15 protein-coding genes and 1 pseudogene are annotated in these 13,972 nt (G+C 70.3%); 8 read left to right on the top strand and 8 right to left on the bottom strand.

What is annotated here, in order from left to right; all coding sequences use genetic code 11:
* Positions 1–59 precede the first annotated feature (59 nt).
* Together O7612_RS07970 and O7612_RS07975 are read right to left on the bottom strand one after the other, a co-directional pair.
* Positions 60–260, bottom strand: coding sequence for a DUF397 domain-containing protein (locus tag O7612_RS07970; RefSeq protein WP_282271840.1), 201 nt, complete (start codon positions 258–260; stop codon positions 60–62).
* Between the two features lie 7 nt (positions 261–267).
* On the bottom strand, positions 268–1,113 hold the full coding sequence (locus tag O7612_RS07975; protein ID WP_282271842.1) for a helix-turn-helix transcriptional regulator: 846 nt from the start codon (positions 1,111–1,113) through the stop codon (positions 268–270).
* Positions 1,114–1,369: 256 nt separating this feature from the next.
* On the opposite strand from O7612_RS07975, the gene O7612_RS07980 reads away from it, so the two are divergent.
* From O7612_RS07980 to O7612_RS07990, 3 genes are all read left to right on the top strand, one after another.
* Positions 1,370–1,603, top strand: coding sequence for a hypothetical protein (locus O7612_RS07980; protein WP_172898511.1), 234 nt, complete (start codon positions 1,370–1,372; stop codon positions 1,601–1,603).
* Positions 1,604–1,753: 150 nt separating this feature from the next.
* Positions 1,754–2,854: a D-alanine--D-alanine ligase family protein gene (locus tag O7612_RS07985; RefSeq protein WP_067311624.1), complete on the top strand. Its 1,101-nt coding sequence runs from the start codon at positions 1,754–1,756 to the stop codon at positions 2,852–2,854.
* Between the two features lie 344 nt (positions 2,855–3,198).
* Complete coding sequence (locus O7612_RS07990) at positions 3,199–4,176, top strand: hypothetical protein (protein WP_282271844.1); 978 nt, start codon at positions 3,199–3,201, stop codon at positions 4,174–4,176.
* Positions 4,177–4,254: 78 nt separating this feature from the next.
* Here O7612_RS07990 and O7612_RS07995 read toward each other — a convergent pair whose 3' ends face one another.
* From O7612_RS07995 to O7612_RS08005, 3 genes are read right to left on the bottom strand one after another with little or no spacing between them, the layout of a single operon-like run.
* On the bottom strand, positions 4,255–4,542 hold the full coding sequence (locus O7612_RS07995; protein WP_282271846.1) for a hypothetical protein: 288 nt from the start codon (positions 4,540–4,542) through the stop codon (positions 4,255–4,257).
* Positions 4,539–4,817 (bottom strand): hypothetical protein, encoded by a 279-nt coding sequence (locus tag O7612_RS08000; RefSeq protein ID WP_282271847.1) that lies wholly within the window; start codon positions 4,815–4,817, stop codon positions 4,539–4,541. The genes O7612_RS07995 and O7612_RS08000 overlap by 4 nt, the downstream gene beginning before the upstream one ends.
* Positions 4,818–4,859: 42 nt before the next feature.
* On the bottom strand, positions 4,860–5,240 hold the full coding sequence (locus O7612_RS08005; protein ID WP_282271848.1) for a hypothetical protein: 381 nt from the start codon (positions 5,238–5,240) through the stop codon (positions 4,860–4,862).
* Between the two features lie 23 nt (positions 5,241–5,263).
* On the opposite strand from O7612_RS08005, the gene O7612_RS08010 reads away from it, so the two are divergent.
* The 3 genes and pseudogenes from O7612_RS08010 to O7612_RS08020 form a co-directional block, all read left to right on the top strand.
* Positions 5,264–6,139 carry a helix-turn-helix transcriptional regulator gene (locus tag O7612_RS08010; protein ID WP_282271849.1) on the top strand — a complete coding sequence of 292 codons (876 nt, stop codon included), beginning with the start codon at positions 5,264–5,266 and terminating at the stop codon, positions 6,137–6,139.
* The gene (locus tag O7612_RS08015; RefSeq protein ID WP_282271850.1) at positions 6,132–6,326 is read left to right on the top strand and encodes a DUF397 domain-containing protein; all 195 of its coding nucleotides are present in this window, start codon (positions 6,132–6,134) and stop codon (positions 6,324–6,326) included. The genes O7612_RS08010 and O7612_RS08015 overlap by 8 nt, the downstream gene beginning before the upstream one ends.
* Positions 6,319–6,489, top strand: a pseudogene (locus tag O7612_RS08020) (DUF397 domain-containing protein); the annotation flags it as partial. The gene O7612_RS08015 and the pseudogene O7612_RS08020, both read left to right, overlap by 8 nt.
* 130 nt (positions 6,490–6,619) lie before the next feature.
* On the opposite strand, the gene O7612_RS08025 reads toward O7612_RS08020, so the two are convergent.
* On the bottom strand, positions 6,620–10,300 hold the full coding sequence (locus O7612_RS08025) for a tetratricopeptide repeat protein (RefSeq protein ID WP_282271851.1): 3,681 nt from the start codon (positions 10,298–10,300) through the stop codon (positions 6,620–6,622).
* Between the two features lie 298 nt (positions 10,301–10,598).
* Positions 10,599–11,183 (bottom strand): TetR/AcrR family transcriptional regulator, encoded by a 585-nt coding sequence (locus O7612_RS08030; RefSeq protein WP_231932754.1) that lies wholly within the window; start codon positions 11,181–11,183, stop codon positions 10,599–10,601.
* Between the two features lie 67 nt (positions 11,184–11,250).
* On the opposite strand from O7612_RS08030, the gene O7612_RS08035 reads away from it, so the two are divergent.
* Positions 11,251–12,153, top strand: a complete 903-nt coding sequence (locus tag O7612_RS08035; protein ID WP_282271857.1) for an oxidoreductase — start codon at positions 11,251–11,253, stop codon at positions 12,151–12,153.
* A 48-nt stretch (positions 12,154–12,201) separates the two neighbouring features.
* Here the strand turns inward: O7612_RS08035 and O7612_RS08040 are convergent, their stop codons facing one another.
* Positions 12,202–13,221: an aldo/keto reductase gene (locus O7612_RS08040; protein ID WP_282271859.1), complete on the bottom strand. Its 1,020-nt coding sequence runs from the start codon at positions 13,219–13,221 to the stop codon at positions 12,202–12,204.
* 135 nt (positions 13,222–13,356) lie between these two features.
* On the opposite strand from O7612_RS08040, the gene O7612_RS08045 reads away from it, so the two are divergent.
* Positions 13,357–13,944 (top strand): TetR/AcrR family transcriptional regulator, encoded by a 588-nt coding sequence (locus O7612_RS08045; protein WP_282273836.1) that lies wholly within the window; start codon positions 13,357–13,359, stop codon positions 13,942–13,944.
* Positions 13,945–13,972: the final 28 nt, after the last annotated feature.

Below are 13,972 nucleotides of genomic sequence, written 5' to 3' on the forward strand. Positions count from 1 at the left end.
GCACGCGCCCGCCCCCCCGCGGCGCGTCGGCGCGGTGCGGGGGGCGGGCGCGGGGCCGGTCAGCGGCGCGGCGGGTCAGCGGCGAAGGTGGCCCAGGCGGCGGGGGGGAAGAGCAGCACCGGGCCGGTCGGATCCTTGGAGTCGCGGATCGCGACCTGGCCGGGCAGCGGGGCCAGCTCGACGCAGGCACCCTCGTCCCCGCTGCGGCTGCTCTTGCGCCAGGCGGCCCTGGACAGGGCCGCGCTGATCGTCGGTGTCATCGGTCTCCTACCGTCCCTTCATCAGTTGCAGAAGCCGGTCGCGGCTGTCCGCCGGGCTGAGCGCCACGGTCCGCAGATGCTCCATGATCTTGGTGCAGGTACGCAGGTCACCCGGTCGGTCCAGGACCATCTGGCCGGCGACCGTCTCCACCGAGGCGATCTGCGGGTCTTCCGGGTCGGCGAACTCCAGGATGTGCAGCGAGCCCCGGGTGCCCCGGTGGTAGCCGGCGGAGAGCGGGATCACCTGGACGGTGACGTTCGGCAGCTCCGACGTCTTGAGCAGGTGGCTGAGCTGGGCGGTCATCACCGTCTGGTCGCCGACCGGGCGCAGCAGCGCGCCCTCGTCGATGATCGCGTCGAAGATCGGTGGCTCGGCCGCGGTGATCCGCTGCTGCCGGTCCAGGCGGAGCTTGACCCGCTGCTCGACCTGGTCGTCGGTGAGGGTGTGCGGGCCGCCCCGCATGACGCCCCGGATGTAGTCGGCGGTCTGGAGCAGCCCCGGCACGATCGAGGGTTCGAAGTTGGCGATCGCGGTGGCCTCGGCCTCCAGGGCGATGAAGTCGATGGTCCGTTTGTCGAGCAGATGTGAGTAGGGCACCCACCAGCCGGGCTTGCGGGTGTCCTTGGCGAGCTGGACCGCTGCGGCGATGTCCTCCGGGCGGACCCCGTAGAGGCTGAGCAGCGCGCGGACGGTGGCCGGGTTGACCAGGGTCTGCGCGTTCTCGTAGCGGCTGAGGGTGCTGCGGGTGCTGTTGATCTCGTCGGCGGCGGCCTCCAGGGTGAGGCCGGCGGCTTCCCGGTGGGTACGCAGGGCGATGCCCAGGCGGCGGGCGCGGGCGGTCTTCGGTGCCATACATCGATGGTGACACACGTCTTGGGAACGCGCGCATGAGAGAAACGTCGATGAGAGTTGCATTCATGCCTGTCCACATGTCACTCTGTGATGGCGTCCTCACCAACGGTTGTCGTGACGACGGCGGTGGTGAGCGACCGGAGGGGATGAGGCACGTGGCGATCGGGTTTACTCCCCCGTTCCCGATCGTCACGTGCCGCCGCCGCCATCCATCGTCGGGAAAGGACTGTGGACTGTGAGGGGCCTGATGACGGCGATGACACGGTTCCTGGTGGTGCTCAGCGACGTACGGCCGGCGGAGACCGCGCAACGCGACGAGCGGTCCCGTCCCGAACGGCGTCGCCAGGTGGTCGGCGCGAACAGCAGGGAGGCCGCCGACCGGATCGCCGGGGCGTTCATGGCGCTCGGCATGGTCCGGGCCGGACGGCAGCGGGTCAAGGTGATCGCCGTCGGTCGGCGACGCCGCGTCATCCCGCCCGGACACGGCTGACGGTCACGTACCGTATCGGGGTGGATGACCGTTTGCGAGGGGCGATCACGTCCTCCCGGGTATCACCATCGGCGCGTCGCCACCCACAGTAAGGTCAGTCGGGAGAGCGCAACTGACGGCTCCGCAGTCGCGTACCGAGAGGTGACCCGAGTGACCACCCCAGGCAAGACCCGCGTGGCTATCGTCTTCGGCGGACGCAGCCCCGAGCACGGCATCTCCTGCGTCAGCGCCGGCAGCGTGCTCGCCGCGCTCGACCCCGACGAGTACGACGTGGTGCCGGTCGGCATCACCCGACAGGGCCAGTGGGTGCTCACCAGCGGGGAACCGGGCGAGTTGGCGATCCGGGCGCGCACGCTCCCGGAGGTCACCGCCGGGGCCGGTGTCGAGGTGGTGCTTCACGCCGACCCGACCGCCGGTGGTCTGCTGGTGCTCGACCCGGCCGAGGGGCCCCGGGCGCTCGCCGACGTCGACGTGGTCTTCCCGGTGCTGCACGGCGCGTACGGCGAGGACGGCACCATCCAGGGCATGCTGGAGATGGCCGACATCCCGTACGTCGGGGCGAACGTCTTCGCCTCCGCCGCCGCGATGGACAAGGAGTTCACCAAGAAGCTCTGCGCCGTCGAGGGCATCCCGGTCGGCCCGTACGCGGTGCTGCGCAACGGGATGACCCTGAGCGAGGCCGACAAGCAGCGGCTGGGGCTGCCGGTGTTCGTCAAGCCGTCCCGGGCCGGCTCGTCGTTCGGCATCACCCGGGTCGACGACTGGGCGCAGCTCGACGCCGCCGTCGCCACCGCCCGCGAGATCGACACCAAGGTGCTGGTCGAGGCCGCGATCGTCGGCCGGGAGATCGAGTGCGGCGTGCTGGAGGGCGAGGCCGGCGGGGCGCCTGAGGCGTCCGTGCTGGCCGAGGTCCGGATGGTCGGCGACCGCGAGTGGTACGACTTCGAGGCCAAGTACCTCTTCGCCGACGAGGTCTGCGAGTACGACGTCCCCGCCGGCCTGCCCGAGCGGGTCACCCGCCAGGTCCAGGAGTACGCCACCCGCGCGTTCACCGCGCTGGACTGCGCCGGCCTGGCCCGGGTCGACTTCTTCGTCACCCCCGACCTGGACGTCTATCTCAACGAGATCAACACGATGCCCGGGTTCACCCCGACGTCGATGTTCCCCCGGATGTGGGCGGCCAGCGGCCTGGAGTACCCCAAGCTGGTCAACCGGCTGATCCGGACGGCCCTCGGCTCCGGTTCGCGCTGACCTCCGCGCCGACGGTGGCCGGCTCCGCTGCTGGCGTCGACCGGCGTCCGGGTGTGCTCCCGACGCCGGTCGAGCGCCGTTGCCGACCTCCGGTCCGGGGCCGTCGCCCCCGGATGCCGTCGCCGTGCCGTCGGCCCGTCCCGCCGGGGGAGGAAACAATCCACCGCATATCCCAGGGCCAATAAAATTGGCAGTGGACATGCCGAATGTTACGGAGTGACACAGATTCCTGGCACTCAATGACCAGCATTGTGATCAATAGTTGACCCTCAATATGCTTCCCGAGTCCAGATAGGCGCAAGGGGCATAGGGAGGTCCTCTTGAAATCCGCTCTGCGTTGGTCGGTGAGTGCCGGAGCCGCATTCACTCTCATTCTGACCGGTGCGCCGGCAGCCGAGGCGAATTCCACTTCGGTCGACCAGAAAGGAAACATCACCGCGATAGCCCGTACCCTGGACGGGCGGGCGATCACCAACGAGAAGATCGCCAAGGAGGTCATGGACTTCTGGACGCCGGAACGCATGGCGTCCGCCGTCGACCTGGACTTCCCGAAGTCGGCCCGCGCCACCACGTCGTCGAGCCGCGCGCCGAGGCCCGACGGCCCGGCCGGCACGGTCGCTCCGGTGGCCCCGAGCGTCGCCAGCGGCCCCCGGACGATGCTGAACGAGGCGGTGACCGTGGGCAAGGTCTACTTCACCGTGCCCGGCGGCGGCACCGCCTCCTGCTCGGCCAGCACCGTCGCCAGCACCAAGCGGCGGCTGGTGGTGACCGCCGGCCACTGCGTCCACCAGGGTGCCGGCGGTGGCTGGTACAGCAACTGGCAGTTCGTCCCCCGGTACCGCAACGGCGTCCGGCCGTTCGGCACCTTCGTGGCCTACAGCCTCTCCACCCGGGGCGCGTGGGCCAGCTCGTCGAGCTACGCCGAGGACATGGGCATCGCCGTGATGTCCAACGGCGGCATCTACAACGCCAAGGTCGTCGACACCGTCGGCGGCAACGGGCTGCGCTGGAACTGGGGCTACTCCGTCGCGGTCACCGCCCTCGGCTACCCGTCCAACCTCGGCGGCGGCGAGAGCCAGCAGTACTGCCAGGGCACGACCTGGGACGCGGGCGGCCAGCAGATCCGGATGTACTGCAACATGACCTACGGATCCAGCGGCGGTCCCTGGTTGCAGGAATACAACGACACGATCGGTGCCGGATACATCAACAGCACCGTCAGCCACGGCGACAACCCGGGCAACGGGCAATTCGACGGCCCGTACTACGACGACGACATCAAGAGCCTCTACGACTTCGCGGAAGCCGGCTCTCCCGCGTAATTCCCTCCCCCGACAGTGCCCTGGCCGACGGCCAGGGCACTGTCGTGCCATTAACGGGTGCTCCGGGCCGGGTAATGGTCAGGCCCCGGGCGGAATGCGGTTGCGTCCCGTCGTGCAGGCGCGCGGGCGGACGGTGCCGCGCTGCGCGGGTTGACGTGCCGGCTCGCCCTGCCGTATCCCGGCGCGCTGCACGAAGATGCTCCGCCGGGCCACCGCCCGGTCCCGGGCGTCGAGCTGGTAGACGTCGAGCCAGACCCACCCGTCGTACGTCGGCCGGTCGTCGATCCGGATCAGCCGGCACCGGATCGGACGGATGAACTGCACGCTGGCCGCCCGGGTGATCAGCAGCAGGTCGCCGGGCTTCACGGCGTACCCCGCTCGATCTGTGTGGGTCGGTCGGTCCGGGCGTGCTGGTTGGTCTGTGCGGGTCGGTCGGTCGTTCCGTCCTGTTCGCGGGTGGCGGGTTCGCGGGGTTGCCGGTCGGGGCGGTCGCGCCAGACGCGGAGCGTCTCGGCGGCTGCGGCGAGGCGGCGGCAGGAGCCGTCGGGCAGGCAGCGGGGGCAGGCGTCGCGGTGGTGGAAGTCGACCACGTAACCGGCCATCAGCACGCGGAACGGCGGTTCGGGCCGCCCCTCAACCACGGCCGGTGCCCCGATCGACGGCGCATTCTGGCGGGGTCGGCCTCATCGCCGGTGCCCCCGGACGGCATTGCGCGCCCGCCACTGCGCGGCCGGGGTCAGCAACGGCAGATCCCGCGCGAAGATCACCGTCGGGCTGTTCCACGCCGGTCGGGCCGTCGCGCAATTCCCACCCGGCGGGCCGGCGGTGTCGGTCTTCTGCGCGACGCTCGACCGACCCACCATGTCGACCGGATGATCCTTACGCTGGAACCATTTCCATCGGGCCATCTGCCACCCTCCATTGCTCGTCGACAGGCCGCTCTGCCAGCCACGATGTGCTGGATGCGGATCGAAGTGCAACGTCTCATCGAGAAATTCGACGAAAAATATTGACGATGCCTCGTCCGGCCCGCCAGTCTGTTCCAGATGAGACAGATGACGCACAGTGGTGAGACGGGAAGCGGTACGTGAGCGACGGATCGTCGGTTCCCCGCAGGCAGCTCGGTCGGCTACTGCGGCAGGCACGGGAGGAGGCCGGCATCAACCTTGAGGCCGCAGCCGAAGCCCTCGAGTGGTCGCGTGCCAAGATGTACCGGTTGGAAGGCGGCCAGACCTCGCTGCGCACCCACGATGTCACCCTCATGTGCCAGCACTACGGCACATCGACCGAGCTGACCGAGGTGCTGGTCAGTCTCGCACGGGAGAGTAAGAGCAAGGGATGGTGGCACGCCTACGGGGAGGTCATCCCTGCATGGTTCGAGCTGTACGTGGGGCTGGAAGCAGCAGCACGCCGGATCCGCCACTACGAGACGATGCTGATCCCGGGCCTGCTGCAATCTCCGGAGTACATGGCGGCGGTGTTCGAGAGCAAGCCAGGGTGTGCCCCCCAGGAAGTGGCGCGGAAGGTGTCCCTTCGGCTGGAGCGGCAGCGTCTGCTGTCTCGACGCCGCCCCGTCGCTCCGACCTTCGAGGCCATCATCGACGAGGCGGTCCTCCGTCGACCCATCGCCGACGTGGAGGCGTGGCGCAGGCAGCTCGCGCATCTCGTGAACGCCGCCCAAGCGCCTAACGTGTCGGTTCGCATCGTCCCGCAGTCGGCCGGTCCGCACATGGTCTTCGTCGCGAACGCCTTCATCATTCTGGATTTCCCGGCCCTCGGCACCCGCCCTGCCGAACCCTCCACCGTCTACAGCGAGTCCCTTACCGGCAGCCTCTACCTGGACCGTCCGAACGAGTTGGAAACATACTCCGAAGCCTGGCAGGCGCTCTCGGCGCTTGCCCTCGACGAGCGTGAGTCCGAGGATCTCATCGGGCGCGTGATCAAGGAGACCTATGATGAATGATCCAGTTGGTGCTTGCTGGCGCAAGAGCACGCACAGCGCCGAGGGGGCCTGTGTAGAGGTCGCCGACGGTCTGGCTGTCGGGGTGGGAGTGCGGGACAGTAAGGATACGGCCGGTCCTGCGCTGGTGTTTTCCGCGCAGTCCTGGCGGATATTCCTTAGAGAGATCAAGGAGAAGGATCATGGTTGATTTCGACGACGCCCTCTGGCGCAAGAGCAGTCGCAGCAGTCCTCAGGGTAACTGTGTGGAGGTTGCCGACAACGGGTCCGCCATGGTGGGAGTGCGGGACAGCAAGGACTTCGCCGGCCCGGTGCTGGCGTTCTCCCGCCAGTCCTGGCGGAACTTCCTCTCCATCCTTCGCGGCCCGGCTGAACAGCCACCCGGACGATCTTTCCCCTCTGTCCGGCTCCTCGGCAAAGGGGCACTTGATTAACTCCACTGCTCTAGTGGAGACGAAGGGCGCGGCACTAAGGCGCCATCATCTACCTCTCGCGGGATAGATCTCTCAGCGCTTCATTGATCTGCTTAATCAGGTCTGTTGCGCCGATCTTCTCCGCAGCATTCAGGCTTATCTCCAACGATTGACGGGCGTTCTCCTGCTGACCCGTGGCCGCTAGCAGTCGGCCAAATGTCAACCCTACGACCGCGATCCCGTCAGCCCGTTGAAGGTAGCGCAGGATGCGAAAAGACTCCTCTAAGTGGTCGGCGGCTGATTGATACTTCTGCTGTGCCCAATCGATCTGCCCCAGGCCCCATCTGGCCGAGGCGATAGCGTCGAGTTCGCCGTGGCTTTTGTGTATCTCCCACCGTTGTAGGTGTAACTCCCTGGCTTCGTCGTGGTCGCCGCGTTGGTGGAGGATGTCGGCAATTTTGCCTTGAGTGAGGGCGGTTTCTCGGGTGTCGCCGAGGCGTTGGTAGACGGGTAGTTCGATGTTGCGTCGTATGTGGAGTGCTCCGTCGTAGTCGCCGCGTTGTTGAAGGATGTCGGCGATATTGCCCTGGCAGATGGCCGTTGCTCGGGTGTCGCCGAGGCGTTGGTAGACGGGTAACTCGATGTCATTTCGTATGCGGAGTGCTTCGTCGAATTCGCCGCGTAGGTACAGGATTTCGGCGATTTCGCCGTGGCATATTGCGGCCTCTCGGGTGTCGCCGAGGCGTTCGTAGACGGGTAGTTCGATGTTGCGTCGTATGTGGAGTGCTCCGTCGTAGTCGCCGCGTTGTCGGAGGATCTCGGCAATTTTGCCCTGAGTGATGGCGATTTCTCGGGTGTCGCCGAGGCGTTGGTAGACGGGTAACTCGATGTCATTTCGTATGCGGAGTGCTTCATTGTAATCGCCGCGTTGTTGGAATATGTCGGCTATTCTGCCGTGGCAGATAGTTGCCTCCCGCTCCGATCCTGCTTTGGTGAAGAGGCGTTGGGCATGCCATAGCAGGTGCTCAGCCCTATCTGGTTGCCCGCGTTTTGTCAGGAAGGCCGCCTGTTCGGCGATGACTCGGCCCTGTTCGAGGGGCTTGCCGTCCTGTGCTTGCCGCGCAGCCCGGCCGAACAGTTCCTCTGCGGTGTCGCCGTCGCCGCTAGTCACCGCAGCATCGGCAACATCGAGGAGCAAGTGGGTCGGTACAGCGGCACGATGCCGATCGAGGAGGGCGACGGCCTCATCACCGAGCCGGAAGGCATCCCCGGCATGGCCGGCGCGCAGCTCCCGTACCGCCCCGGCTCCGCAGGCCTCGACGACGGCAGCCGACGTGTCGGCGGTCAGGGCCAGGCGGGTCAGTTGCAGATCCAGTGCTGAGTCAACTCGTCTCCCGGATACCCGGCCACCCCATGCGGTGAAGAGCGGTTCCACCGTCAGCGCGGCCAACTCGGCGCGTTCCTCATCGGTGAGTGGCGCGACCCGGCCGGCGGCCAGCGCGTTGACGGCGACCGCCTGACGTTGCGGGTCGTACCGGTCGGGGAAGGTGTCCAGCAGGCCGAGCCCGCGCAACCGGTCCGTCGACCCGCCGACCTCGCCGGCCAGTGCGTCGACCACCGGCACCGGCACCGGCAGGTCAAAGAGGGTGACCGCCCGCAGCAGGGCGACGTGGGACGGCCCGGCCTGCGCCAGCAGCTCGTCCAGGGCCAGGTTCTCCAGGAACGGCCGCACGTCGGCGTCCGGGGGCAGGTCACCCTGCCGGAGGTATTCCTCCATCCCGGCGACCGCCGCCTCGGACCGCTCCGGCGGCACCTGCCCGCTGTAGACCAGTCGCAGCACGACGAGATCCTGGAGCCCGGGGTTGCCCCGGCTCACCCGGATCGCCCGCCGGGCCAGGGTGGCCCGTTCGGCCTGCCGGTCGGGCGGGACGAGTGCCTGCTGACGCCAGTGCAGCTTGCCCTGGGCCACCTCGGACAGCGGGCGCAACTGCACCGGGGCGAGCCGGGATTCCAGCCCGCCGAGGGTGAACAGGAAGCGGCTGGTGAGTACCAGGCGGCTGTCGGTCTCGGCGGGGTCGAACGCCCGCAGCACCGCCGCCAGCACCGGCGCGGACTCGGCGACCACCCGGTGTGGTCCGGCCGGATCGGGGTGGAGGATCTGCTCCAGGTCGTCGATGATCAGCAGCAGTGGGCTCTGACCCTCGCCGGTCTGGGCACACGGGCCGGTCAGCAGGTCGATCAGCACCGTCTCCAGCGCCTCGGGCCGGGCGCGTACCTCCGGCAGCCGCCGGGCGATCAGGTCCCGGGCCTGCGGGTTGGCGCGTACCGCGTCGGCGACCGCGTCCAGCACCGCCAGCGCGCCGTAGTCGCCGAAGACCACCCCGACGGCCCGGTCCGGGAAGCGGTCGACGATCCGGGCGGCCAGGCTCGACTTGCCCAGCCGGCCCTGCCCGTGCAGCAGCACGCCGGCCCGGTCGCCGGACCGCAGCGCCCGCAACGACTGCTGCAACTCCGGCCGCCGGCCGACGAACATGTCCGCCCGCGCCACCGGCACGTGCTGCTTACGGTCCAGGAACTTCTTGGTCCCGCGTACGGCGGAGACCAGCGACCGCCGCCGGGTGCCCGCCGCCACCGGCCCGCCCCCGGTCGGCCCCAGCCACAGCCGGGCCAGGTGCCAGTCGGCCCGCAGCAGCGGCTTCGTCGACGCCAGCAGCGCCCGGCGGGCGTCGCCGACGGCCACCGCGAGATCGGCCCGGTCACCCAGCCGCCCGTAGAGTGTCTCGGCGAAGAAGGTGGCCGACCGGTCCCCGACCGAGCCGTCCCAGCCGAGCACCGCCGGCACCCCCGCCGACACCAGGGCGGTGGCCAGCGAGTGCGCCACCAGCTCAGCGCCGGCTGCCGGCGTGTCCGGTCCGCCCCGCCGGCCCGGTCCGGGGGGAAGCTGGCCGGTGGCGTCGGCGGCGGTCGCGGTGAGGCAGGCCGAGACGAACACCAGTCGGGGCATCGTGGTCAGCAGCCCGACCAGCTCGGTGGCGGTGGTGGGGCGTACGTCGCCCAGCTCGTCCTCCAGCATCAGCGCCGGCACGCCCGGCCGGTCCGGCTGGGGACGCCAGGTGTTCAGCCCGTGGCAGGACAGGTGCAGCACGGGCAGCCCGTCCAGGTCGGCCAGCCGGTGCGCCAACTGCGCCGGGTCGCCGGTGTCCTCGACCATCAGGTCGAGCCGGGCCTCGCCCACCGCGCGCAGGATCGCCGCCTCCTCGGCCTCGAAGTCGAGTTCGTGCTGCCCGCGCGGGGCCGCCGCCATGAACCCCAACCCCAGCCGGTACGCGTCGAGAGCCGGCCTGACCCCGGGTGCGCCCAGCCGCCGGACGACGCCGAAGCGCAGCAGGGCGTCCGCCGCGAGGAAACCGCCGTCGGGGCGGGCCAACAGCTCGAACGGTGCCCGCAGCACCGTCCACTGTCGATCGGACGGCGTACGCGGACCCTGCACCTCGAAGGTCAGCGGGGTCGACGCCCGGCGCAGCAGGTCGGTCAGCTGCCCCTGCTCGCCGTCCAGCCAGCCGTAGAGCGTGCGGCCCAGCCCGGTCAGCACGTCGTCGTCGGCACCGGCCTGGACGGCCTGCGCGTACCGGCTGCCCAGGTCACCCAGCAGGGTGGCGTCCTCTGCGGTCAGCGGCCGGCGCGGCCCGACCCGCTCCCCGGCGACCAGGATCTCGAAACCGCTGTCGTCGAGCACCAGACCAGTTGTCAACCGAACCTCCCCGTGCCGGCACCCGCTCCGTCCCGCCGCCGTCGGGTGATCCGGCCCGCAATGCGGGTGGTGGCACCGACCGGGAGAGCCGTGCCGTCGACGTGTCGACCGATGTCGGGGGAGGGGATTGATCGCCACATTACCCAGCAGGCGAGCAGGCACAACGAAAGTCGAGAAGCCGACAGTTGTCAGGGGGGACGGTCCGTCGCTTGTGGAGTGTATGGCCGGGGGACGACGGGATCGTCACGGGTGACCGGAACCACCGGGTGGCGCGGAGCGGGGTGGGGCGGCCGTGCGGTCAGCGGGGGCGGGCTCCCCGGAGGAACTGGTCGACGGCGTCCCGGGTGATCCCGTCGAGCAGTTCCGGCGCGACCAGGTTGCCGTTGACCAGGGTGGCGATGCCCTGCAACGTGGCGAACAGCACGATCCCGGGGCGATCCGGTGGGCCGGCCTCCAGCACCCCCTGCTCCTGCCCCTCGACGATCAGGTCGTGCATCAGGCCGAGCGGCGCGGCAGCGGCGGCGACGAGATGGTCGGCCCCCTCGCGGTGCTTGCCGGCGAACATCAGCTCCAGCAGCGCGGCGTCCTCGGTGGCGAACCGCAGGTAGGCCGTGGCCATGGCGTGCAGGCGCGGCCCGAAGTCCGGGCCGGCGGCGGCGAGCGCCGCGTGCAGCTCGGCGTGCAGCCGGGCGAACCCGGCCTCGGCGAGGGCGTCCAGCAGCGCCTGCCGGTCGGCGAAGTGCCGGCGTGGCGCGGCGTGGCTGACGCCGACCTCCCGGGCCAGTTCGCGCAACGAGAGCTGGCCCACGCCGTGCTGGCGCAGGCTGTTCTCGGCTGCCGCGAGCAGCGTCGAGCGCAGGTTTCCGTGGTGGTACGTGGGCACACCGGTCATCGTAGTCGAAAAAATGTCGCCGTTGCCAACATTGTTGTCGCCGTATACATTGTTGGCCATGACAACATTCACGACCGCCCAGGTTCCCGACATGACCGGCCGTACCGTCGTCGTCACCGGCGCGAACAGCGGTATCGGCCGGATCGCCGCCCAGGTGCTCGCCGCCCGGGGCGCCCACGTCGTGCTCGCCGTCCGTGACCTCGCCAAGGGCGCTGCCGCCGCCGCGACCATGACCGGCGACGTCGAAGTGCGGCGGCTCGACCTGGCCGACCTCGCCTCGGTGCGCGCGTTCGCGCAGGACTGCACCGGGCCGATCGACCTGCTGATCAACAACGCCGGGCTGATGATCCCGCCGCTCGGCCGCACCGCCGACGGGTTCGAACTCCAGTTCGGCACCAACCACCTCGGCCACTTCGCGCTCACCAACCTGCTGCTGCCGCAGGTACGGGGAAGGGTGGTGACCGTCGCCTCCGGCGCGCACCGGGGCGGGAAGATCGACTTCGCCGACCCCAACTGGGAGCGCCGGCCCTACCGGGCGTTCCCCGCGTACGCCCAGTCCAAGCTGGCGAACCTGCTGTTCACCGCCGAGTTGCAGCGCCGCCTCACCGAGGTCGGCTCGCCGGTGCGGGCGACCGCCGCCCATCCCGGCCTGGCCTCCACCAACCTGCTCGGGCACCTCGACCAGCAGCGCTCCCTGTGGAACCGGCTCCAGATGACCCTCCTCCACCGCTTCGCGCAGAGCGAGGCGGACGGCGCGCTGCCCACCCTCTACGCCGCGGTGGCCGACGTCCCCGGCGGCAGCTACGCCGGGCCGGGCGGTCTCTTCGAGGGGCGCGGTGCGCCGAAGCTCGTCGGCCGGTCGAAGGCCGCCCGCGACGAGGCCGTCGCCCGCCGCCTGTGGACGGTCTCCGAGCAGCTGACCGGTGTCACCTTCCCGCTGGCCGCCCAGCCCACCCGGTAGCCGGCTCGGGGAGCCCCCGCCGCCGGTGGGTCGGGAACGGGTGGGCGCTCAGCGGCGGCGTAGTGCCGGGTCGAGCAGGGCCGGCGGGGTGTCGTGCTTCTCGTCCGGGGCGAGGTCGACACCGGGGGCGACGATCGCGTCGATGGCGTCGAGCACGTCGGCGGTGAGCACGGTGTCGGCGGCGGCGAGCTGGCTGTGCAGGTGGTCCATCGTGCGCGGGCCGATGATCGCGCTGGTCACGGCGGGATGCGCGGTGACGAACCCGAGCGCGAGCTGGATCAGGGTCAGCCCGGCCCCGTCGGCGACCTTGGTCAACTGCTCGACGGCGTCGAGCCGGGCACGGTTGGCGTCCACCGTGAGGTCGAAGCGCTGCGGCAGGACGTCGGCGCGGTGGGTGGTGATCTCCCGGCCCGCGCGGACCGCGCCCGACAGCCAGCCCGAGGCGAGCGGGCTCCAGGCGAGCACACCGAGCCCGTACTGCTCGGTGACCGGCAGCACGTGCGTCTCGATGCCGCGTTGCAGGATCGAGTAGCTGGGCTGCTCGGTGACGTACCGGCTCAGGTGCCGCTCCCGGGCGGTCCACTCGGCCTGCACGATCCGGTACGCCGGGAACGTCGAGGAGCCGAAGTAGCGGATCTTGCCGGCCCGCTGGAGGTCGGTCAGCGCGGAGAGGGTCTCCTCGTCGCTGGTGCTCGGATCCCACCGGTGGATCTGGTAGAGGTCGACGTGGTCGACGCCGAGCCGGCGCAGGCTGTCGTCCAGCGCGGTGTACAGCCAGCGGCGGGAGCCGCCCCGGTGGTTGCGCTCGTCGCCCATCGGCATGCTCGCCTTGGTGGCCAGCACGACGTCGTCGCGGCGGCCGACGATGGCCCGGCCGACCAGTTCCTCCGACTCGCCCTGGCTGTAGCGGTCGGCGGTGTCGATCAGGTTGACGCCGGCGTCCAGGGCGGCGTGCACGATCGCGGTGGCCTCGTCCGGGCCGGTCCGGCCGAGGGCGCCGAAGTTCATCGCGCCGAGCACGAGGGTGCTGACCTGCACACCGGTGCGGCCGAGGGTGCGGTACTGCATGGCTGTCCTCCACGGGGTGGCTGGCTGGTGGTCGCCCTCCGGCTCTGGCATCATGAGCCAAGCGGAACGCTGTTCCGCTCTGAAATATACGGAGCGCTGTTCCGTTTGCCAAGGGTGGTCGGAGGTGCGGGCGTGGTGAGGGAATCCGAGGGGGCACCGGCGTCGCCGTCCCCCCGCAAGCGGGCCGACGCCCGACGCAACGAGGCCACCCTGCTGGAGGCCGCCGCCGAGGCGTTCCGCACCGTCGGGGTCGACGCCCCCGTCCGCGACATCGCCGCGCGGGCCGGCGTCGGCGTGGGGACGATCTACCGTCACTTCCCGACCCGGGCCGACCTCGTCGTCGCCGTCTACCGGCACCAGGTGCAGGCGTGCGTCGAGGCCGCGCCGGCCCTGCTCGCCACCAGCGGTACGCCGCACGCCGCCCTGGCCGCCTGGATCGACCTGTTCGTCGACTTCCTGGTCACCAAGCACGGCCTGGCCGGGGCGCTCCAGTCCGACGCCGCCACCTTCGAGACCCTGCACGGGTACTTCCTCGACCGGCTCGTCCCCGCCTGCGCCCAGCTGCTCGACGCCGCCGCCGAGGCCGGCGAGATCCAGCCCGGCCCCGGCCCGCAGGAGCTGCTCTTCGCCGTCGGCAACCTCTGCGCCGGAGCGGGCCGGATGCCCGGCTACGACGCCCGCCGCATGGTCGCCCTCCTCGTCGCCGGCCTCCGGCGTCGGTGACCTGGCGGAGTCCGGTTGCCCCGGCCCG

The sequence above is a fragment of the Micromonospora sp. WMMD987 genome, assembly GCF_029581435.1.
Taxonomy (GTDB): domain Bacteria; phylum Actinomycetota; class Actinomycetes; order Mycobacteriales; family Micromonosporaceae; genus Micromonospora; species Micromonospora rifamycinica.